Origin of the sequence: Nocardiopsis baichengensis YIM 90130 (genome assembly GCF_000341205.1) — a bacterium.
GTDB lineage: Bacteria > Actinomycetota > Actinomycetes > Streptosporangiales > Streptosporangiaceae > Nocardiopsis_A > Nocardiopsis_A halophila.
The window spans coordinates 92,990-113,008 of sequence record NZ_ANAS01000033.1; the positions used below are offsets into that span (position 1 = coordinate 92,990).

The following is a 20,019-nucleotide window of genomic DNA, read 5'->3' on the forward strand; positions in this document are numbered from 1 at the left end:
CGCGTGGACGAGACCCCTGAACGCCTGGCCGGCAAGCCCAGCTGGCTCATCTCCCAGCTGTCCGTACACGTCCACCGGCTCGTGGCCGACGCCTTCTCCGCGGAAGGGGCGCGCGGGTACCACTACCGGATCCTGGCCGCCCTCGACGAGTTCGGGGCGACGAGCCAGATCCGACTCGCCCAGCGCAGCAACATGGACCGGAGCGACGTCGTGGCCGCGATCAACGAGCTGGCCGCGCACGGCTTCGTCGAGCGCTCCCCCGACCCCGACGACCGCAGGCGCAACCTGGTCTCCCTCACCGACGCCGGGACACAGCGCCTGGAGGAGCTGGAGAAGGTGATCGAGGGGGTCCAGGAAGACCTCCTCTCCCCTCTCCCCCAGGATGAGCGGGCCGCGCTGTCACGCCTGATGGGCCGGCTCCTCGCCCACCACAGGACACGCTGAACAGAGCCCCGCGGCCGCCGCGCCCCGTCAGCCCGTGCGCGGCAGCGCACCGTCCAGGAGGACCTCCGCCGCCGCCCGTGCATGGCGCCCGTAGTCCCCGTCGCCCAGCACCATCGCGCGGCTGGCGGCTCCGTCCGCGAGCGTCACGAGTTGTTCGGCGAGCGCGGCGGGCTCGCGGCACCCCAGCTCCGTCAGCAGTTCGGTCACCGACCGCACCATCAGCAGTTTCCGTTCGCGGGCGTAGGAGTGGACCGCGCTCTGCGGATCGGGGAACTCGGCGGCGGCGTCGATGAACGGACAGCCGCGCACCGGCCCCGTGTCGTCCGCGGGAAGGCTGAACAGGGCGAGGATCCGCTCTCTGGCAGGGATGTCCTCGTCGGCCAGCACACCCTCCAGGGTGCGCCCCGTCGAGGCGAGGTCCTGCAGGTGGGCGAGGACCAGGTCGCTCTTGGTCCGGAAGTGCGCGTAGAGGGTGCGCTTGGAGACCGGCGCCTGCTCGGCGACCTGCTCCATGCCGGTCGCGTTGATCCCCTGGACCGCGAACAGCCGGGCGGCGGCGGCCAGGATGCGCTCGCGCCCTCCCCGCCCCTGCCGTCGGGACGCCGTCGTCACCGTGCTCATGGGGCAAGTGTACGCACCCGTTTACTTCAGGCGAAGCGGTCGACTACACTCCTCTCGAAGTAAACGGATGTGTTTACTTAAGACTTGAGGAGAGCCCCATGAGCGAATCGGTCTTCACCGAACTGAGCGGATACGCGGAGAGGCTGATCCGCGGCCGCCACGCGACACGCGCGTTCCGCCCCGACCCCGTCCCCGAGGACACGGTGCGCGCGATCTTCGCCCTCGCGGGAAGCGCGCCGTCCAACTCCAATGCGCAGCCGTGGCGGGTCGAGGTGGTCGGCGGCGCTCGGCGCGAACGCCTGGCGAACGCCCTGCAGGCCGCCCACTCCGAGCGGCGCACGTCGGTCGACTTCCCGTACTCCGAGGACATGTACACCCCCGTCCACCAGGAACGGCGGGCGGCTTTCGGCGCCGGGCTGTACAGAGCTCTGGGCATCGGCGCCGACGACCACGCGGCACGCGCGGCCTACGACGCAAAGAGCCTGCGCTTCTACGGGGCGCCGCACGCCGCGTTCCTGTTCGTCACCGGCGACGGCGGGGCGCGACTGGCCGCCGACGTCGGCGCCTACATGCAGACGCTGCTTCTGGCCATGGCCGCCTACGGCGTCGACAGCTGCCCACAGGGCCTGCTCAGCTTCTACGCCGACACCGTCAGAGACGAACTCGAGGTCGCCGATGGGAGACTGCTGGTGGGCGTCTCCTTCGGCTACGCCGACGAGAACGCCCCCGTGAACCGGGTCACCACCGGGCGCGCCGACCTAGAGGCGACCACCGCCTTCCACCTCTGAGCGACCGACGTTGGGAGGTGCCCTCACGCCCACCACCGACTTCCGTTCTAGGGGAGAACCGTCCGTCCGGCTGAGGAGACGGCAGGGGGCGGGTCCCTAGCGTGAGGGGGACGTTGGATTCGAACCGATTGGACTTCCCGCAATGCAGGTCCTCGACGCCGCCCTGCCGGCCGACCTTCTCGCCCAGTACGGGGGCGTCGCCCTCCTCGCCCTCACCGGGCTCGCCATGCTGGCCTACGTCGTCTTCATCGTCGCCGCCTTCCTCGGCAGCCTGACCTCGCGGCTCGACTTCGGGATGAAGCTCGTGTGGGCCGTCTTCATCATCTGCGCGCCGTTCCTCGGCGCCCTCTGCTGGTTCCTGATCGGCAGGAGGAGCGCGGCCGCCATGGCGCGATGAGGCCGGGGCCGGTGAGCGGGGCCTCGTCCGCCTTCTGTGGGTCCCTTGTGGTTGTCTTCTTCCATGGGTGTTGAAATGGAACGCTTCCTTCGGCTCCTGAACGCGCTGCCCGACGTGGAGCACAAGGAGTCCGCTCAGTGGACCTCCTTCAGCGTCCATGACAAGAAGTTCGGCTACCTGTGGCCGCGCACCAGGACCGTCGGCCTGAAGCAGACGCTCTCCGAACAGCTCGCCCTCGTCGCCGAACGGCCCGACGTGTTCGAGGTCCAGTTCACCGCCGGCGGATACGGCTGGGTCGTCGTCCACCTCGACAAGATCGACCTGGACGAGCTGAGCGAACTCGTCCTGGAGGCGTGGCGGCTCTCGGCGCCTGAGCACCTGCTGGAGGACCTTCCTACTCCGGAGAGCCTCGTGGAGCACTGACCTGCCCAGCGGTCGGTACTCTTCCTGGGTGGTTCCGGGACGGTGGGAGGAAGAGCGGACGTTGAGCGTGCGGCTGATGGTGCGGACACTGCGCGGGCTGGAGGACGTCTCCGCGCGGGAGATCGAGGAGCGCGGGCTCGGCACCGTGGAGCGGCTGCGCCACCGCGAGGTCTGGTTCGCCTCTGAGGCACCGGACGCCCGACTCCTTGATCTGCGCACCGTGGACGATGTCTTCCTGCTCGCCGCGACGCTGGACGGGATCGGACACACCAAGGCCGAGCTCGAACGCTTCGCCGGGCCCGCGCGCTCCGTGCCCTGGAACGACCTTCTGGGCCTGCGCGGACGGTGCGGCGGGCCGGCGTCGGCGACGCGCATCGATGTGGTCGCCTCCTACCTCGGCAAGCGCAACTACAACCGCTACGACATCGAGGACGCCGTCGGGCTCCAGGCGGCCGAGGTGCTCGGGCTGCCCTACCGTTCCCGGCGGGAGGGACGCCCTCCTGAGGGCGGGGAGCCGTTTCCGATCCGGGTCACTCTGGAGGGCCCGGAGGCCGCCCTGGCCGTGCGGCTCACCGACCGGCCGATGCACCGCCGCGCCTACAAGCAGGAATCGGTGCCCGGAACGCTCCACCCGCCGCTCGCGGCGGCGATGGCCCGCCTGGCCGACCTCACCCCCGGCGCCCGGGTGCTGGACCCGACCTGCGGCACCGGCACGATCCTCGTCGAATCGCAACTGATGACCCCCGGGCTGCGCCTCCTCGGCACGGACCGCGACCCCGCGGCCCTTCCCATGGCCGCGAGCAACTCCGCCGCCGCGCGCGCTCCGGAGGAGGCGCCGATCGCCTACGCGGTCGCGGACGCCGGACGCCTCCCGCTCCCCGACGGGGCGGTCGACCGGGTCGTCGGCAATCCTCCCTGGGGCCTCCAGGTGGAGCCGAACGGCTCCCTGGCCCGGCGCCCCAAGCGGTACTACGGAGAGATCCAGCGGGTGCTGAAGCCGGACGGCGGCCTGGCCGTCCTGCTGCTGAACGACCCCGACGAGCACGTCCGCATCGCGGAGTCGGTCGGCCTGCGGGTCTGCGACTCCTTCACGGTGAGCCTGTTCGGCACCCACCCCTCGGTCGTGGCGATGCGGCGCTGAGAACCCATTGCGCCCCGGACTGTGGCGTGGTTAACATCACGGGCATCGAAGCGCTTCGACTCCATCCGGAGGAGGGGAGGAGGTGCCCGTGTCCATCGCCGACGTCGCCCGGCACGCCGGGGTCTCGCCGAGCACCGTCTCCTACGTCCTCAGCGGCAAGCGCTCCATCTCCGAGGACACCCGCCGCAGGGTGCTGGAGAGCGTCCGCGTCCTCGGCTACCGGCCGCACGCCGGGGCCCGCGCCCTGGCCAGCAGCCGGTCCAACGTCATCGCGCTCGTCGTTCCCCTGCGCTCCGACGTGCACGTCCCCGTCGCGATGCGGTTCGCCGTGTCGGTGGTGACCCGGGCCCGCGCGCACGACCACGACGTCCTGCTCCTCACCCAGGCCGAGGGGGCCGACGGGCTGCGCCGGGTCGCCGGGTCGTCGATGGTCGACGCGATCGTGGTGATGGACGTCGAGATCGACGACGCCCGCATCCCGGTGCTGCGCGAGCTGGGCCTGCCCGCGGTGCTCATCGGGGTGCCCGCCGACACCGCCGGCCTGGCCTGCGTCGACCTGGACTTCCAGGAGGCCGGGCGGCTGTGCGCGCGGCACCTGGTGGACCTGGGCCACCGGCGCCTGGCCTTCGTCGGGGAGCCGCCGGCCGTCTACGAGCGCCGCACCGGCTTCGCCGAGCGCACCCTGGCCGGGTTCCGCGAGGCCGCGCGCGAGCGGGGCGCCGAGGCGCCGGCCGTGCTGCCCTGCGAGCCGACCCGGGCCGCCGCCGAGCAGGCCGCCCGGCGGCTGCTGCGCGACCACCCCGGGGTGACCGGGCTGGTGGTGCAGAACGAGTCCGCGGCCGAACCGCTGGTCGCCGCCCTGAGCGCGGCGGGCCGCACGGTCCCCGGCGACCTGTCCGTGGTGGCCATCGGCGCCGACGACGTCGCCGAGGGCACCGCTCCCCCGCTCTCCTCGGTCGGGCTGCCCGCCGAGGAGCTCGCCGAACGCGCCGTCGAGCTGGCCGTGCGCGGCCTCGGCGGCGACGCCCCCGCGGGCGTCACCCTGCTTCCGCCGACCCTGGTGGACCGCTCCAGCACCGCGCCGGCCCCCCGCCGCGCCGGCGCCTGACCCCTCCCCGGCCCCGATCCCCCGTCGGCTCCGACCTCCCGTTCCCGACCGTTCCCGCCCCTGGTCGCCCCGGCCGCCCTGCGCACCCCCGGACGAACGGCACCCGCATTCCGAACGGCGTCATCGAAGCGATTCGACTCCCTGGAGGCCCCCGTGACCCGTCCCGCACCCCCGCGCCCCGTCCCCGCCCTGCTCGCCGCGGGCCTGCTCACCGCCGCGGCCGCGTGCTCCGGCGGAGGAGGGGGCGGCGACGGCGACGCCTCGACCCTGTCCTCGCTCGACTACAACATCGCCGAGCCGCAGAACACGGCCACCGAAGAGATGCTCGAGGCGTGCGCCGACGAGGCCGGCGTCGCCGTCGAGCGCGAGGAGCTGCCGCGCGACCAGCTCATGCCGCGCCTGCTCCAGGGCGCGTCCCAGCAGGACCTGCCCGACCTGATGCTCATCGACAACCCCGACCTCCCCCAGGTCGCCGCCACCGGCGCGCTGGTGCCGCTTGAGGAGGCGGGCGTGCCCACCGACGCCTTCTTCCCCTCGGTGCTTGAGGCCGGCACCCACGACGGCACCCTGTACGGCATCGCGACGGGCGTGAACGGGCTCGCGCTGTTCTACGACACCGAGAAGCTGGACGAGGCGGGTCTGGAGCCCCCGGAGACCTGGGAGGAGCTGCGTTCCGCCGCTGAGGAGCTGACCGACGGCGATACCAACGGCCTGGCCTTCTCAGCGATCGGCCACGAAGAGGGGACGTGGACCTTCGAACCGTTCTTCTGGTCCAACGGCGCTGAGCTCACCCAGGTCGACTCCCCTGAGGCCGTGGAGGCCTTGGAGCTGTGGCAGGACCTGGTGGAGGACGGATCGGTCTCCCAATCGACCGTCAACTGGTCCCAGGCCGATGTGAAGGACCAGTTCGTCGGCGGCAGGGCGGCGATGATGGTGAACGGCTCGTGGCAGCTCCCGGTCCTGGACGAGGAGGACGTCGAGTACGGAGTCGTCCCGCTGCCCGTGCCCGAGGCCGGAACCGATCCCGCCACGCCGATGGGCGGCGAGGTGTGGGCCGTCGCGCGCAGCGGCGGCGAGCGCGAGGCGAAGGCCGTCGAGGTGCTGCAGTGCCTGGTCGACGACGACAACATGACCGAGTGGGCCGAGCTCAACGCCTATGTGCCCGGCAAGGAGGGGCTCGCCGGAGCGCTGGCCGAGGAGGACCCCGGCATGGCGCCGTTCGTGGAGTCGGTGCCCTCCGCCCGTTCCCGGACGGCCGAGCTCGGCGCGGACTACCCGTCGGTCTCCTCCGCCCTCGCCGACGCCGTCCAGGCCGTGCTCGCGGGGGACGCGACGCCTGAGGAGGCGCTCTCCCAGGCGCAGGAGTCCGTGCCCGCCTCCTGACCCGCGCCCCGCGCTCCGACGCCCCCAGGAGGCCCCCATGCAGACCCGCCGCCGGAGCGGCGCGCGCTCCCGGAGGCTCACGGGCGCCGCGTTCCTCGCGCCGCTCGTGGTGTACATCGCCGTGTTCTTCGGCTACCCGCTGGCCACCAACGCGGGGATGTCCGTCCGGGAGTACACGGCCGCGTCCTTCTACACCGGCGAGGCGCCGTTCGTGGGCCTGGCGAACTACGCCCGCCTGCTGGGCGACCCGCTCTTCGCCACGACCCTCGCCAACACCGCCCTGTTCACCGCCGGCTCGCTGGCCTTCCAGTTCGGCATCGGCCTGGCCCTGGCCGTGTTCTTCCAGCGCCGCTTCCCCCTCAACGGGCTGCTGCGCTCCCTGCTGCTGGTGCCCTGGCTGCTGCCGCTGGTGGTGTCGGGGACCGTGTGGCGCTGGATCTACGACCAGGAGTACGGGGTCCTCAACCAGGCCCTGCTCGGGCTGAGCGGCGCCGTGGAGGAGGCGACCGGCCTGGCGTTCCTGGGGTCGGGGATCGCCTGGCTCTCCAGCACCGACCTGGCCCTGGCGTCGGTGACCGCCGCCAACGTCTGGGTCGGCATCCCGTTCAACATGGTCATCCTCTACGGCGGCCTGCAGAACATCCCCCGGCAGCTCTACGAGGCGGCCGAGCTGGACGGCGCCGGCCCCTGGCAGCGCTTCCGGCACGTCACCTGGCCGCTGCTGCGGCCGGTGACCGCGGTGGTGCTGATGCTCGGCCTCGTCTACACGCTCAAGGTCTTCGACGTGATCATGGTCCTCACCCAGGGCGGGCCCGCCAACGCCTCGCACACCCTGACCACCTGGTCCTACCAGCTCTCCTTCACCGAACTGGACTTCGGGGCGGGCGCCGCCGCGGGCAACGTCCTCATCCTCATCGCCCTGGCGTTCGCCCTGGTCTACCTGCGCTCCGCCCGCACCGCCGACGAGGGGGGAGCACGATGACCCGGCCCCGGTCGCTGCGCACCACCGCCGCCGCCGTCCTCATCGTGGGCGTTCTGCTGTTCCCCCTGTACTGGATGGTGAACGCCTCCCTCCAGCCGGCGGCGGCGCTGCTGGAGACGCCGCCGCGCTGGCACCCCCTGGGCGGAACGCTCGAGGGGTACCGGGAGGCGGTCGACGGGCAGGGCGGCGCGCTCCTCAACAGCACGGTCGTCGCCGTCGGCACGGTCCTGCTGACGCTCGCCGTGGCCGTCCCCGCCGCCTATGCGCTGAGCCGGTTCCCCCTCCCGGGCGGGCGGACCGTGCTCTTCGCCCTGCTGCTGGTGCAGATGATCCCGGGCATCGTCATGGCCAACTCGCTGTACGCGGTGATGAACACGGCCGGCCTGCTCGACACCTACGCGGCGATGATCCTCGCCGACTCGACGCTGGCCGTCCCGTTCGCGGTCCTCATCCTGCGCGCCTTCATGGTGACCATCCCCCGCGCGCTCACCGAGGCGGCCGAGGTCGACGGCGCAGGCCCCCTCCGGGTGCTCGTGACGGTCGTCCTCCCGGTGAGCCGGAACGCGGTGATCACCTCCGCCCTGTTCGCGTTCCTGTTCGCCTGGGCCGACTTCCTGTTCGCCGTCACCCTCAACAACGACGACGCGGTGCGCCCGGTGACCGTCGCCATCTACCGCTTCATCGGCGCGCACACCGCCGACTGGAACGGCGTCATGGCCACCGGGGTCATCGCGTCCGTCCCCGCGGCGATCCTGCTCGTCGTCGCCCAGCGCTACGTCGCCGCCGGGGTCACCGGCGGCGCCCTCAAGGACTGAGGACCGCTCACCCCGAACCGCCCAACGGAAAGGACAGCGCGTGTTCCACGAGATCGACGGGGGAATCGAATGGCGCGGCGGCCACCAGGTCGTGCGTATCGAGGCCTGGGGCGACGATGCCGTCCGCGTCCGGGCCGGCCTGCACTCCCTGATCGACGACCTGCCCGGAGCGCTGGGCCCGCGCCCGGACCACGGCGCCGAGACGGCGGTCGAGGAGGACCGGGCCGTGCTCTCCAACGGCGCCGTCACCGTCGAGGTGAGCGGCGAGGGGATGCTGCGCTTCCTGCGCGGCGGGACCGGGGAGGAGCTGTTCGCCGAGGAACGGGCCCACTTCTGGTGGCCCGGCCCGCGCGTGTTCACCTCCACCGGGAACGGCTACTACCGCATCGAACAGCGCTTCCGCGCCTATGAGGGCGAGCGCATCTTCGGCCTGGGCCAGCACACCCACGGCCTGTTCGACCAGAAGGGCGCCGTGGTCGACCTCGTGCAGCGCAACGCCGAAGTGTCCATCCCCTTCCTGGTGTCCTCCCGCGGGTACGGGCTGCTCTGGAACAGCCCTGCGATCGGCCGCGTCGAGCCGGCCGAGACCGGCACGCGATGGGTCGCGGACAGCGCCCGGCAGATCGACTACTGGGTCACCGCGGGCCGCCCGGCCGACATCCTGTCCCGCTACGCCGACGCGACCGGACACGCACCGCCGCTCCCCGAGTGGGCCTCCGGCTTCTGGCAGTGCAAGCTGCGCTACCGCACCCAGGAGGAGCTGCTGGAGGTCGCGCGCGAGTACAAGCGCCGCGGCGTCCCCCTCTCGGTGATCGTCGCGGACTTCTTCCACTGGACCCACCTGGGCGACTGGAGGTTCGACCCTGAGGAGTGGCCGGACCCCGCGGCCATGGTGCGGGAGCTGCGCGAGATGGGCACCGAGCTGATGGTGTCGGTGTGGCCGTCGGTCAGCCCGCTCAGTGAGAACTACGGGGAGATGATGCGCGCCGGCCACCTGGTCGCCACCGAGCAGGGTCCGCCGGTGCACGCCGACTGGGCGGACAAGGGCGTCGACTCCCATGTGCAGGTGTCCTTCTACGACGCCACGAACCCGGACGCGCGCCGGTACCTGTGGGACAGAATCCGGCGGAACTACCTGGCGGCCGGCGTCCGCGTGTGGTGGTTGGACGCCTGCGAGCCGGAGATCCGGCCCGGCCACCCGGGGAACCTGCGCTTCCACGCCGGCCCGGGGAACGAGGTCGGCAACATCTACCCCGCCGAACACGCGCGGGGCTTCTACGAAGGGATGCACGCGGCGGGCGAGACCGAGGTCGTCACCCTGTGCCGCTCGGCATGGGCGGGCAGCCAGCGCTACGGCGCCGCCCTCTGGTCGGGCGACATCCCCGCGACGTTCGCCTCCCTTCAGGCGCAGATCCGCGCCGGCCTGAACACGGCGCTGTCGGGCATCCCCTGGTGGACCACCGACATCGGGGGCTTCCACGGCGGGGACCAGGACTCCCCCGAGTACCGGGAGCTCCTCGTCCGCTGGTTCCAGTACGGCGTGTTCTGCCCCCTGTTCCGCCTGCACGGCTACCGCGAGCCGTTCCGGAACGAGCTGCACCCGGCCATGTCGGGCGGCCCCAATGAGATCTGGTCCTACGGCGAAGAGGTGTACGACCTCCTCCGCGACCTGGTCATGCTGCGCGAGCGGCTGAGGCCCTACGTCATGGAGCAGATGAGAACGGCCCACGAGCGGGGCCTCCCCCCGATGCGCCCGCTCTTCGTCGACCACCCGGACGACACCCACTGCTGGGGGGTCGGCGACCAGTTCATGTTCGGCCCCGACCTGCTGGTCGCCCCCGTCACCGAGTACGGCGCCCGGGAGCGGGACGTGTACCTGCCCGGCGGAACCGACTGGGCCGACCCGTGGACGGGCGAGGTCCACTCGGGCGGCCGCACCCTTCGCCTCGCCACCCCCCTGGACCGGGCCCCGGTACTGACCCGAAACGGTGCCCGGCTGCCCCTCCGTTCCCCCGTCTGAAGGAGGAAGTCCTGTGGCCCTCTCCATCCCCCGCCCGCGCGGCCTCACGGCCGCGCTGGCGGCGGCGGTGATCGCGCTCCCGTTCGGGGCCGCGCCCGCCGCCGCCGACGACCTCCCGTTCCGCGATCCCGACCTTCCTCTCCAGCAGCGTGTCGACGACCTCCTCGGGCGGCTGACCACCGATGAGAAGGTCTCGCTCCTGCACCAGTACCAACCCGCCGTCCCCAGGCTGGGGATGGAGCCGTTCCGGACCGGAAGCGAAGCGCTGCACGGGGTCGCCTGGCTCGGTGAGGCCACGGTGTTCCCGCAGGCCGTCGGGCTCCGGGCGACGTGGGACACCGGACTCGTCGAACGCGTCGGCGACGTCACCGGCACCGAGATGCGGGGCTTCCACGCCCAGGACCCCGAGGCCCACGGCCTCAACGTGTGGGCCCCGGTGGCCGACCCGCTGCGCGACCCGCGCTGGGGCCGCAACGAGGAGGGCTACTCCGAGGAGCCCCTGCTGGTCGGCGCGATGGCGGACGCCTACGCCGGCGGCCTCCGCGGCGACGACGACTTCTACCTGAAAACGGCTCCGTCCCTCAAACACTTCGCCGGATACGGCATCGAGGAACAGCGCGACGTGACCTCGGTGACGGTGCCCCCGCGCACGCTGCACGAGTTCGTCCACCCCTCGTTCCGGCCCGCGATCGCGTCCGGGAACGCGACCGGCGTGATGGCCTCCTACAACCTCATCAACGGGCGCCCCGCGCACCTGACCCCGCTGCTGGACGACGTGCGCTCCTGGAGCGACGAAGACCTCATGGTGGTCAGCGACGCCTACGCCCCGACCAACGTCGTCGAGAGCCAGCGGTACTACGACGACCATGCCGAGTCCCACGCCGCCATGCTCCGGGCCGGCATCGACAGCTACACCGACCAGGACGACGACTCCAGTGTCACCGTCGGGCGGTTCGAGGAGGCGCTCGACCGGGGGCTGGTCGGCGAGGAGGACCTGGACCGGGCGGTGGGGCGCATCCTCTCCGTGCGCTTCCGCCTCGGCGAGTTCGACCCGCCCGACCGGGTCCCCTACTCCGGCATCACCCCCGGCGTGATCGACGCCCCCGAGCACCGGGAGCTGGCCCGCGAGGCCGCGTCGGCCCAGACCACCCTGCTGCGGAACGACGGGGCCCTGCCGCTGGACCCCGGCGCCGACACCGACGTGGCCGTGGTCGGGCCGCTGGCCGACACCCTGTACGAGGACTGGTACAGCGGCACCATGCCCTACCGCTCCACCCCCGCCGACGGCGTCGCCGAGCGGCTCGGCGGCGCCGGGTCGGTCGGCGTCAGCGAGGGCGCGGACCGGATCGCGCTGCGCAACGGGGACGGCTACGTCACCGCCTCCTCCGACGGGGACGGCGGCGTGCTGCGGGTCGGCGGCGCGGACGGCGGGGAGCCCGGCGAGGAGCAGGCGCTCACCGTCTTCGACTGGGGCGAGGGCGTGGTCACCCTGCGCACCGACGCCAACGGCAGGGTGGTCGGCCTGGGCGGGGAGAACCTGCTCTACAACGACCAGGACCAGCCCAACGGATGGTTCGTGCAGCAGCTCTTCCGCTTCGAGGAGACCGACGGCGGCGTCGCGCTGAAGTACGCCGGCTACGACGAGTGGAACCGCAAGTACATCGCGGTCGACGGCGACGGGCGCCTGTCGGTCTCGGCCGACACGGTCGAGGACGCGGCGGTGTTCGATCGCGAGGTGCTCTCCAGCGGCACCGAGGAGGCCGTGGCGGTGGCCGAGGACGCCGACGCGGCCGTGGTGGTCCTGGGGAACATGCCGTTCATCAACGGCCGCGAGACCGACGACCGCGAGGAGATCGAACTGCCGCCCGCCCAGCAGGAGCTGCTGGAGGCGGTCACCGAGGCCAACCCGCGCACCGTCCTGGTCGTGGAGAGCAGCTACCCGATGGCGATCCCCTGGGCGGAGGAGAACGTCCCCGCGGTGCTGTGGACCTCGCACGCCGGGCAGGAGACCGGCAACGCCCTGGCGGCGGTCCTCTACGGCGACGAGGAGCCCCGGGGGCGCCTGCCCCAGACGTGGTACCGGTCCACCGGGGACCTGCCGGACATGGGCGTCTACGACGTCCGGCAGTCCGGGCACACCTACCGCCACTTCGAGGGCGAGGCGCTGTACCCCTTCGGGCACGGTCTGTCCTACACCTCCTTCGCCTACGGGAAGCCGGAGATCGACCGGAGGAAGGTCGGCCCGGACGGCACCGTGACGGTGCGGGTACCGGTCACCAACACCGGCGACCGCGACGGCGAGGAGGTCGTGCAGCTGTACTCGCGCCAGCTCCACTCGCGCACCGACCAGCCGCTCAAGCGCCTGCGCGATTACGCGCGGGTGAGCGTCCCGGCGGGCGGCACGGTCACCGCCGAGCTCACCGTCGACGCGTCCGACCTGGCGTTCTGGGACGTGACACGGGGCCGGGAGGTCGTGGAGAAGGCGAAGCACGAGCTGATGGTCGGCGCTTCGGCGGACGACGTCCGGCACCGCGCGCGCATCTTCGTGGACGGAGAGAGGATCCCGGCCCGCGATCTGACCGAGCAGACCCGCGCCGCCGACTTCGACCGCTACTCGGGGATCGCCCTCGCCGACGAGACGAAGGTGGAGGGCGACACCGTGGAGGCGCAGGCCGGGGACTGGATCGCGTTCGACGGCACGTCCCTGAAGCCGAAGCCGGCGACGTTCACCGCGCGCGCTGCCTCCACGAGCGGTGGGGGCGCGGTGGAGGTGCGCATCGGCGCTCCTGAGGGCAGGAAGGCGGGTGAGGTGTCGATCGGTGGGACCGGCGGCATCTACTCCTATGAGGAGTTCACCGGTGACCTGAAGAAGGTCCCCGGCGGAAGGAAGGACGTCTACCTGGTCTTCACGGGCGACGTCCGGCTCAGCTCCTTCTCCCTCGAGTGAAGAGCGTGCGGGGCCCGTCCTCACGGCGCGGGCCCCGGGCGCCGGGCCGGGCGTCGTCCGGCTGGGCCCGATCGGGCATGGAGTATTCCGCGATCAGTATCGTCGGCCCGCGTAACAAGGCCGACAAGCTCGTGGGGCGGCTCGCCCTGATGGCCTGTCCCGCCCGCCGGGGGCCGTCCTAGGATCTCCGGGGGAGCCGTCGCCGCCGGTCAGGAGCCGCCATGGAGGAGACCGCCGCACAGGTCGAGGAGGCCGTCGGGATCGCCGTCGTCGGCGCCGGGCTGATGGGTGCCGCCACGGCCCGCGCCCTGGCCCGGCGCGGGCACGGGGTCGCCCTCTTCGAGCGCCACGGCCCCGGGCACGGCCTCGGCAGCTCGCACGGCAGCGCCCGCATCGTGCGTCGCGCCTATGCCGACGCGCGGCACGTCCGCCTCACCGGCCGGGCCATGGAGCTCTGGCGTGCGACCGAGGAGGAGTCCGGCCGGGCGCTGCTCAGGATGACGGGCGGGGTCGACCACGGGGGCGCCGACGTCGGCGCGATCGCTTCCGCCCTGGACGGCGAAGGGGTCCCCTACGAGGCCCTCACCCCCGCGGAGGCCGAGCGGCGCTGGCCGGGCGCGCGCTTCGAGGGCAGGGTGCTCTTCCACCCTGAGGCCGGGACCGTCGACCCCGAAGGCGCGGTCTGGGCGTTCATCGAGCTCGCCCGGCGCGACGGATGCGCCTTCCACCCCCGCACGGCCGTCCTGGGGATCTCCCTGCGAGGAGACCACGCCGTCCTCACCACGAGCGCGGGCACGGTGCGCGCCGACCGGGTCGTCGTGGCGGCGGGGGCCTGGGCGTCCGACCTCTTGGAGGGGCCGGATCCGGTCGTACCGCTCCCCCGGTTGACCGTGACGCAGCAGCAGGTCTTCCACTTCCCCCGCCGCGCGCTGGCGGGCGACGCCCCGACGATCATCCACCACCGCGACCCGCTGACCTACAGCCTCTCGGGCGGACGCGACGGCGGCCCCGGCGACGGCCGCAAGATCGCGGAGTTCCTCGACCCCCTCGGCCCTCCCGTCACTCCGGACAACCGGAGCGGGGTGGTCGATCCCCGCGCGCGCGAGCGCGTCACCGCCTACGTGCGCGAGTGGCTTCCCGGTCTGGCTCCTGAACCGTTCAACGAGGCCACGTGCCTGTACACGGCGACCCCGGACGAGGAGTTCGTCCTCGACCGGTCGGGGCCGGTCGTCGTCTGCTCCCCCTGCTCCGGCCACGGGGCGAAGTACGCACCGCTCATCGGCGAGCTGACGGCCGACCTCGCCGAAGGCGGGGATCCCGGCGACCCCTCCTTTGCACTGGACGCCCCGCGGGGGTGACCCCGGGCGCGCTCCGGGCGCCGCGGCTACGCTGCCTCCATGGCCCCCACCGATCCCCCGCCGAGCGCCGCGGCGCGCGCGCCCGGCCTCTCCGGGCCGGGAACCGCCGCGCTCATCGCCACGACCCTGCTGGCGGGCGTGGGCGTCCTCTGGACGCTCTTCACCGCGCTCCTCGTCAGCGAACCGCCCGAGTGCTTCCTGGCCTTGACCGATATGGGCCGCGCCCAGTGCGAGCAGGCCCGGGAGCAGGGCGACCACAGCATGGTCCCCTCCTACGCGCTCGCGGCGACGGCCGTGGCCGTGGCGGCCGCCACCGTCGCCGCCTGGGTGCTGGCCCGGCGGCGGCCGTGGGTGCCCTGGGCCGCCCTGGCCGCCGTGCCCGCGGGCACGCTGCTCGGGCTGATCGCGTTCACACCCGACCCCTGAGCCCGGCGCGGCGGTTCAGCACCGCTCAGCTCAGGGACTGCTCGTGTCCGCCGTGGTGCAGCGGACGCCTCGGCTCCCGCGTCTCGTCGCCCGGGACGGGTGCCTCGTCGGCGTCGGAGCGTCCGGCCCGGTAGGCGTCCCGCTCCGTGTCCACCTCCGGCACCGGTGGCCCGGCGGGCGTCCAGGCCGCGGTGAGGCCGTAGACGACCAGCACGTCCACGGCGATCACCAGCACCGCCCAGACCGGGTAGGGCTCGACGAAGGCGAGCTGGGCGACCGCGTTCAGGCCGGCGGCCAGGACGCCGACGGCCCGCGCCCACATCCGGCCGCTCAGCGCGGCGGCCCCGGCCGCCATGAGCACCGCGCCCCACACCGCCAGCACCAGGCCCCACACGGCGTAGTCGAACAGCAGGGTCCCGCCCTGCTCCACGCGGTAGAAGTCCGAGGCGAAGGACGCCACCATCCCCTGCACGAAATTGATCGCCCCGCCGAAGACCAGCATCGACGCGGCGAAGACGCGCCAGCCGTCCGTGCGCTTCCGGCTCATGCGCTTCCCCCCGTTCCGGGGCCGCGGCCCCGTACCGCCGGCCCCCTCAGGCCACCGTGCACGAACGGCGGCGCGCCGTTCCACGCCCGGTCCGCCACCTGCGGGCAAATTCTCAGCCATCCCCGCGCTTCGTGGGCCGGGCGCGCACATGCATGCGCTCCCCCTGGCGCCCGAACAGGCTGAGGATCTCCACCGGCCCCTCGCCCGTGGTGCCGAACCAGTGCGGCAGGCGCGTGTCGAACTCCGCGGCCTCGCCCGGGCCCAGCACCAGGTCGTGGTCGGCCAGGACCAGGCGCAGCCGGCCCGCCATGACGTAGAACCACTCGTAGCCCTCGTGGGTCTGCGGGTCGGGGGTGTCCCGGTCTGCGGGGATGATCATCTTGTACGCCTGGATGGAGCCGGGCTGGCGGGTCAGCGGCACCACGGTCGCGCCGTACCGCTGCACCGGCTTCATCCGGATCCGGGGGTCGCCCACCTCCGGCGCCCCCACCAGCTCGTCCAGCGGCACCTGGTGCGCCTGGGAGATCGGCAGCAGCAGCTCCAGGCTGGGCCTGCGCTGCCCCGACTCCAGGCGCGAGAGGGTGCTCTTGGAGATGCCGGTCGCCGCGGCCAGCTCCGCCAGCGTCACGCCGCGCCCGGTGCGCAGCCGCTTCAGCCTCGGGCCGACCTCGTCGAGCGCCTCGTTCAGTGCCGCGTCGTCGCGTGCCCGCTCATCACCGCCCATACCCGCCATTGCAGCACCCCGTCCCGGAAACAGCAACAATGATTGCCGTTTTCATTTCCTCCGGCGCATGCTGTCCGCGGAGGTGGTCACGATGACCGAGATCAAGGACGCCGCCGTCGTCGGCGGCGGCGCGGCGGGGCTCAGCGCGGCGCTGGTCCTGGCGCGGGCGCTGCGCTCGGTGGCGGTGGTCGACGCGGGCGAGCCGCGCAACGCCCCGGCCGCGCACATGCACAACTACCTGGGGCGGGAGGGGATTCCACCCCAGGAGTTCCTGGCGATCGGCCGTAAGGAGGCCGAGGGGTACGGCGCCGAGGTCATCGATGCGCGCGCCGTGCGGGCCGAGCGCGCGGGGGACGGATTCCGGGTGCTCCTCGCCGGCGGCGGCGCCGTGGAGGCACGGCGCCTCGTCATCGCCACCGGACTCCGGGACGAGCTTCCGGAGCTGCCCGGGCTCCGCGAGGGCTGGGGCCGGTACGTGCTGCACTGCCCCTACTGCCACGGCTATGAGGTGCGCGACCGGCCGATCGGCGTGCTCGGCACGGGGCCGCACGCCACGATGCAGGCGCTCATGCTGAAGAAGTGGTCCTCCGACCTCGTCTACTTCACGCACGGGCGGGAGCTCGGCGCCGACGACCGCCTCCGCCTGGAGGCGCGCGGGGTCCGCCTCGTCGAGGGCAGGATCCGCGGGCTCAAGGCCGCCGACGGCGAGCTCCAAGAGGTGGAGCTGGACGACGGAACCGCCGTTCCGCGCACCGCCGTGTTCGCCCCGCCGACGATGGTCCCCTCTGGGACGCTGCTGGACGACCTGGGATGCGCGCGCGATGAGGACGGAAGCGCCGCGACCGACCCCATGGGCCGGACGAGCGTCCCCGGCGTCTGGGCGGCGGGCGTCGTCGCCGACCCGATGGCACAGGTGATCGTCGCCGCGTCCATGGGCAGCCGCGCCGCCTTCGCCATCGACCACGACCTGATCAACGCGGAGATCGACCAGGCCGTCGCCGCGCACCGCGACCGCTGACCGGCCGGACTCCGCAGGACCGGAAACCGAAGGATTCGAGGGAGCCACCATGCAGGACACGCACGAACACGGACACGGCAATGGCCACGGGCACGGACACGGGCACGGGCACGGGCATCCCGAGCACACCGACCCCGCCTTCTGGGAGGCCATGGCGGACCGCCTGGAGAGCGAGGCCGAACTGCGCACCCCGCTCTACGGGCAGGCGGTCGACTGGCTCCACTCGGTCCTGGGCGAGGACCGGGCCTCCGCGCCGTCGGCGCGCATCGTCGACGTCGGAAGCGGCCCGGGGGTCGTCGCCTCCCTGTTCGCCGAGCGCTTCCCCCGCGCCGAGGTCGTCGCCGCGGACCAGGCCTCCGGGCTCCTGGAGCGGGCGGACGCGCGCGCGGCGCGCCTGGGCCTGGAGCACCGCCTGTCCACTCTGGCGGTGGACCTGCCCGACGACTTCGGCAAGCTGGGCACCGCCGACCTGATCTGGAGCAGCAACGCGGTCCACCACTTCGGCGACCAGCAGCAGGCGCTGGACACGCTCGCCGCGCACCTGGCGCCCGGCGGCGTGCTGGCGGTGGCCGAGCGGGGCCTGCCGGAGCGCTTCCTGCCCCGCGACATCGGCATCGGCCGCCCGGGGCTGCAGGCGCGGCTCGACGCCGCGCTGGAGGAGTCCTTCGGCCGGATGCGCGAAGGGCTCCCCGGCTCGGTGCGGACCGTGGAGGACTGGCCCGCGATGCTCGCGCGCGCGGGCCTCGTGCCGTCGGGGTCGCGTACGTTCCTCCTCGACCTGCCGGCGCCGCTCGGCCCGGTCGAGCGCGGCTACATCCGCGACCAGTTCGCCCGGGTGCGCGACCAGGCCGGGGACGTGCTGGACGCCGACGACACCGCGGCCCTGGACGTCCTGCTCGACGACGCCTCTGAGGAGGGGATCCGTTGGCGGCCGGACGCGTTCCTGCTGTCGGCCACCACGGTCCACACCGCACGCGCGTACGCCGGGTAGCCGCTCGGGGGCCGCGGAGGGGCGGGGGACCGCAGGGCCGCACGATCCACCCGCCCCCTCTCTTGAGTTCAAGTTAGCTTGAACTTCTACGATCGGCAGGACCGCCCCGGAACCCCGCGGCGGGACCGCGACGCCGACCGTCGAGAGGATCCGCGATGACGCCCGACTCCCGCCGCCCGGGGTGGCGCGCCTGGCTCGGCCTGGCCGTGCTGACGCTCCCGCTGCTGATGGCGGCCACCGACATGACCGTCCTGTTCATGGCGCTCCCGCGGATCGCCGCCGACCTGGCGCCCGGCAGCACGCAGATGCTCTGGATCCTGCACGTGGGGGACTTCCTGGCCGTCGGCCTGGCGCTGACCATGGGGAGGCTGGTCTCCCGGGCCGGCGCCCGCCGCCTGCTGCTCGCCGGGGTCGCGGTCTACGGACTGGCCTCGCTGGCCGCGGCGTACGCGCCCGGCCCCGAGGCGCTGATCGCCCTGCGCGCGGTCCTGGGCATGGCCGCCGCGACCTTCATGCCCGCCGTCATCGCGATGCTGCGCGCGATGTTCCCCGACCCGCGCCGGTTCTCGGTGGCGATCGCGGTGATCATGAGCGCCTTCTCGGCCGGGATGGCGATCGGGCCGCCGCTGGCCGGCGCCGTGCTGGAGCACTTCTGGTGGGGCGCGGTCTTCCTGGCCAACGTCCCCGCCGCCGTGGTCCTGCTGTCGAGCGCCCCGCTGCTGCCGGCCCTGCGCGGGGAGGCGGCCGGGCGCGTGGACATGGTGAGCGCCCTGCTGTCCATGGGCGCCATCGTCGCCGTGATCTTCGGCCTGCAGGAGATCGCCGACGCGCAGGCCACCGGCTCGGGCGGGGCGGTGTGGCCCTACGCGGCGCCGGTGGCCGCGGGCGTCGCGCTGGGCGCGGTGTTCGTCCGCCGCCAACTGCGCGTCGCGGACCCGCTGGTGGACCTGCGGCTGTTCACCTTCCCGGCCTTCTCGGTGTCGATGGGCGCGATGCTGCTGATGCTGATGGCCTACGGCGGCTCCGACATGCTCTTCACCCAGCACCTGCAGGCGGTCCTGGGGCTCCCGCCCGGGCGGGCGGGGCTGCTGATGATCGCGCCCGCCGCCGCCTCGATCGCCGGCGGCCTGGCGGCGCCGGTCCTGATCCGGTGGGTGCGCCCCGCCTTCGTGATGGCGGGGGGACTGGCGGTGGCCGCGGCCGGCGCGGGCGGCATCGCGCTGCTCGCCGGACAGGCCGGCGCGCCGGTGCTGGTCGGCCTGGTCACGCTGATCGCCCTGGCCCTGGGCCCGCTCTTCCCGCTCTCGACCAACCTGGCGGTGGGCACCGCCCCGCCCCGGCAGGCGGGGTCCGCGGCGGCCGTGGGGGACGTCGCCGGGGGCTTCGGCCAGGCGATGAGCCTGGCGGTCCTGGGCACGATCTCCGCGGTCGTCTACCGCCGCTCGCTGGAGGCCTCGACCCCCGAGGGCGTTCCGGAGGACACCCTCGACTCGGCCGGGGAGAGCATCGGCGGCGCCGTCACCGCCGCCGGGGAGCTGGGCGGAGGGACCGGCCGCGCGCTGCTGGAGGCCTCCCAGGCCGCGTTCACCACGAGCCTGCAGGCCGGATACGGCTTCGGTGCGGTGGTCATGGCGGCGACCGCCCTCCTGGTCGCCTGGAAGCTCCGGCACGTCCTGCTCGACGACGGTTCCGACGACGGCTCCGGCGAGGAGGCCGTCTCGGGAGAGGGCTCCGGCGAGGACGGAGCCGGAAAGGAGGCGGCCGCGGTCGGCGGAGGCGCCGGGGGGTGAGCGGCGCGGGCCGTCCGGTGGCAGTGCCCGGCGGCGGTGTCCGGTTCCGCCCGGTACCACCTGGACTCGTCGAAGGTCGAGTTCCTGGAGGACTGA

Annotated in this window: 19 protein-coding genes; 16 read left to right on the top strand and 3 right to left on the bottom strand. The window is 73.3% G+C overall.

Annotated elements, in window-relative coordinates; translation table 11 throughout:
- Nucleotides 1-3: 3 nt before the first annotated feature.
- On the top strand, nucleotides 4-444 hold the full coding sequence (locus C892_RS0123100; RefSeq protein WP_017540871.1) for a MarR family winged helix-turn-helix transcriptional regulator: 441 nt from the start codon (nucleotides 4-6) through the stop codon (nucleotides 442-444).
- Between the two features lie 27 nt (nucleotides 445-471).
- Here the strand turns inward: C892_RS0123100 and C892_RS0123105 are convergent, their stop codons facing one another.
- Complete coding sequence (locus C892_RS0123105) at nucleotides 472-1,065, bottom strand: TetR/AcrR family transcriptional regulator (RefSeq protein WP_017559130.1); 594 nt, start codon at nucleotides 1,063-1,065, stop codon at nucleotides 472-474.
- Between the two features lie 98 nt (nucleotides 1,066-1,163).
- On the opposite strand from C892_RS0123105, the gene C892_RS0123110 reads away from it, so the two are divergent.
- The 12 genes from C892_RS0123110 (at nucleotide 1,164) to C892_RS0123165 (ending at nucleotide 14,853) form a co-directional block, all read left to right on the top strand.
- A complete protein-coding gene (locus C892_RS0123110) occupies nucleotides 1,164-1,853 on the top strand; it encodes a nitroreductase (protein ID WP_017559131.1) in 690 nt (229 codons plus the stop codon).
- Nucleotides 1,854-1,995: 142 nt separating this feature from the next.
- Nucleotides 1,996-2,250 carry a PLD nuclease N-terminal domain-containing protein gene (locus C892_RS0123115; RefSeq protein WP_017559132.1) on the top strand — a complete coding sequence of 85 codons (255 nt, stop codon included), beginning with the start codon at nucleotides 1,996-1,998 and terminating at the stop codon, nucleotides 2,248-2,250.
- Nucleotides 2,251-2,313: 63 nt separating this feature from the next.
- Complete coding sequence (locus C892_RS0123120; RefSeq protein WP_026124572.1) at nucleotides 2,314-2,673, top strand: MmcQ/YjbR family DNA-binding protein; 360 nt, start codon at nucleotides 2,314-2,316, stop codon at nucleotides 2,671-2,673.
- A gap of 67 nt (nucleotides 2,674-2,740) precedes the next feature.
- Nucleotides 2,741-3,814, top strand: a complete 1,074-nt coding sequence (locus C892_RS0123125) for a methyltransferase domain-containing protein (protein WP_017559133.1) — start codon at nucleotides 2,741-2,743, stop codon at nucleotides 3,812-3,814.
- Between the two features lie 88 nt (nucleotides 3,815-3,902).
- The gene (locus C892_RS0123130; protein WP_026124574.1) at nucleotides 3,903-4,922 is read left to right on the top strand and encodes a LacI family DNA-binding transcriptional regulator; all 1,020 of its coding nucleotides are present in this window, start codon (nucleotides 3,903-3,905) and stop codon (nucleotides 4,920-4,922) included.
- 153 nt (nucleotides 4,923-5,075) lie between these two features.
- On the top strand, nucleotides 5,076-6,305 hold the full coding sequence (locus C892_RS0123135) for a sugar ABC transporter substrate-binding protein (protein WP_017559135.1): 1,230 nt from the start codon (nucleotides 5,076-5,078) through the stop codon (nucleotides 6,303-6,305).
- A 37-nt stretch (nucleotides 6,306-6,342) separates the two neighbouring features.
- Nucleotides 6,343-7,287: a carbohydrate ABC transporter permease gene (locus C892_RS0123140; protein ID WP_017540883.1), complete on the top strand. Its 945-nt coding sequence runs from the start codon at nucleotides 6,343-6,345 to the stop codon at nucleotides 7,285-7,287.
- Complete coding sequence (locus C892_RS0123145; RefSeq protein WP_017540884.1) at nucleotides 7,284-8,102, top strand: carbohydrate ABC transporter permease; 819 nt, start codon at nucleotides 7,284-7,286, stop codon at nucleotides 8,100-8,102. Before C892_RS0123140 ends, C892_RS0123145 begins: the two co-directional genes overlap by 4 nt.
- Nucleotides 8,103-8,142: 40 nt before the next feature.
- Nucleotides 8,143-10,122: a glycoside hydrolase family 31 protein gene (locus C892_RS0123150; protein ID WP_017559136.1), complete on the top strand. Its 1,980-nt coding sequence runs from the start codon at nucleotides 8,143-8,145 to the stop codon at nucleotides 10,120-10,122.
- 13 nt (nucleotides 10,123-10,135) lie between these two features.
- The gene (locus tag C892_RS0123155; protein ID WP_017559137.1) at nucleotides 10,136-13,069 is read left to right on the top strand and encodes a glycoside hydrolase family 3 protein; all 2,934 of its coding nucleotides are present in this window, start codon (nucleotides 10,136-10,138) and stop codon (nucleotides 13,067-13,069) included.
- Between the two features lie 221 nt (nucleotides 13,070-13,290).
- Nucleotides 13,291-14,427 carry an FAD-dependent oxidoreductase gene (locus C892_RS0123160; protein WP_017559138.1) on the top strand — a complete coding sequence of 379 codons (1,137 nt, stop codon included), beginning with the start codon at nucleotides 13,291-13,293 and terminating at the stop codon, nucleotides 14,425-14,427.
- Nucleotides 14,428-14,466: 39 nt separating this feature from the next.
- Entirely contained in the window at nucleotides 14,467-14,853 is a 387-nt protein-coding gene (locus tag C892_RS0123165) for a hypothetical protein (protein ID WP_017559139.1), read from the top strand.
- A gap of 25 nt (nucleotides 14,854-14,878) precedes the next feature.
- Here the strand turns inward: C892_RS0123165 and C892_RS0123170 are convergent, their stop codons facing one another.
- On the bottom strand, nucleotides 14,879-15,400 hold the full coding sequence (locus tag C892_RS0123170; RefSeq protein WP_017559140.1) for a DUF7144 family membrane protein: 522 nt from the start codon (nucleotides 15,398-15,400) through the stop codon (nucleotides 14,879-14,881).
- Between the two features lie 112 nt (nucleotides 15,401-15,512).
- A complete protein-coding gene (locus tag C892_RS0123175; protein ID WP_017540898.1) occupies nucleotides 15,513-16,124 on the bottom strand; it encodes a helix-turn-helix domain-containing protein in 612 nt (203 codons plus the stop codon).
- Between the two features lie 67 nt (nucleotides 16,125-16,191).
- Between C892_RS0123175 and C892_RS0123180 the strand changes: the two genes are divergently transcribed.
- The 3 genes from C892_RS0123180 (at nucleotide 16,192) to C892_RS0123190 (ending at nucleotide 19,923) form a co-directional block, all read left to right on the top strand.
- The gene (locus tag C892_RS0123180; protein ID WP_017559141.1) at nucleotides 16,192-17,142 is read left to right on the top strand and encodes an NAD(P)/FAD-dependent oxidoreductase; all 951 of its coding nucleotides are present in this window, start codon (nucleotides 16,192-16,194) and stop codon (nucleotides 17,140-17,142) included.
- A 49-nt stretch (nucleotides 17,143-17,191) separates the two neighbouring features.
- Complete coding sequence (locus tag C892_RS0123185; RefSeq protein WP_017559142.1) at nucleotides 17,192-18,133, top strand: class I SAM-dependent methyltransferase; 942 nt, start codon at nucleotides 17,192-17,194, stop codon at nucleotides 18,131-18,133.
- Between the two features lie 155 nt (nucleotides 18,134-18,288).
- Complete coding sequence (locus tag C892_RS0123190) at nucleotides 18,289-19,923, top strand: MFS transporter (protein ID WP_017559143.1); 1,635 nt, start codon at nucleotides 18,289-18,291, stop codon at nucleotides 19,921-19,923.
- Nucleotides 19,924-20,019: the final 96 nt, after the last annotated feature.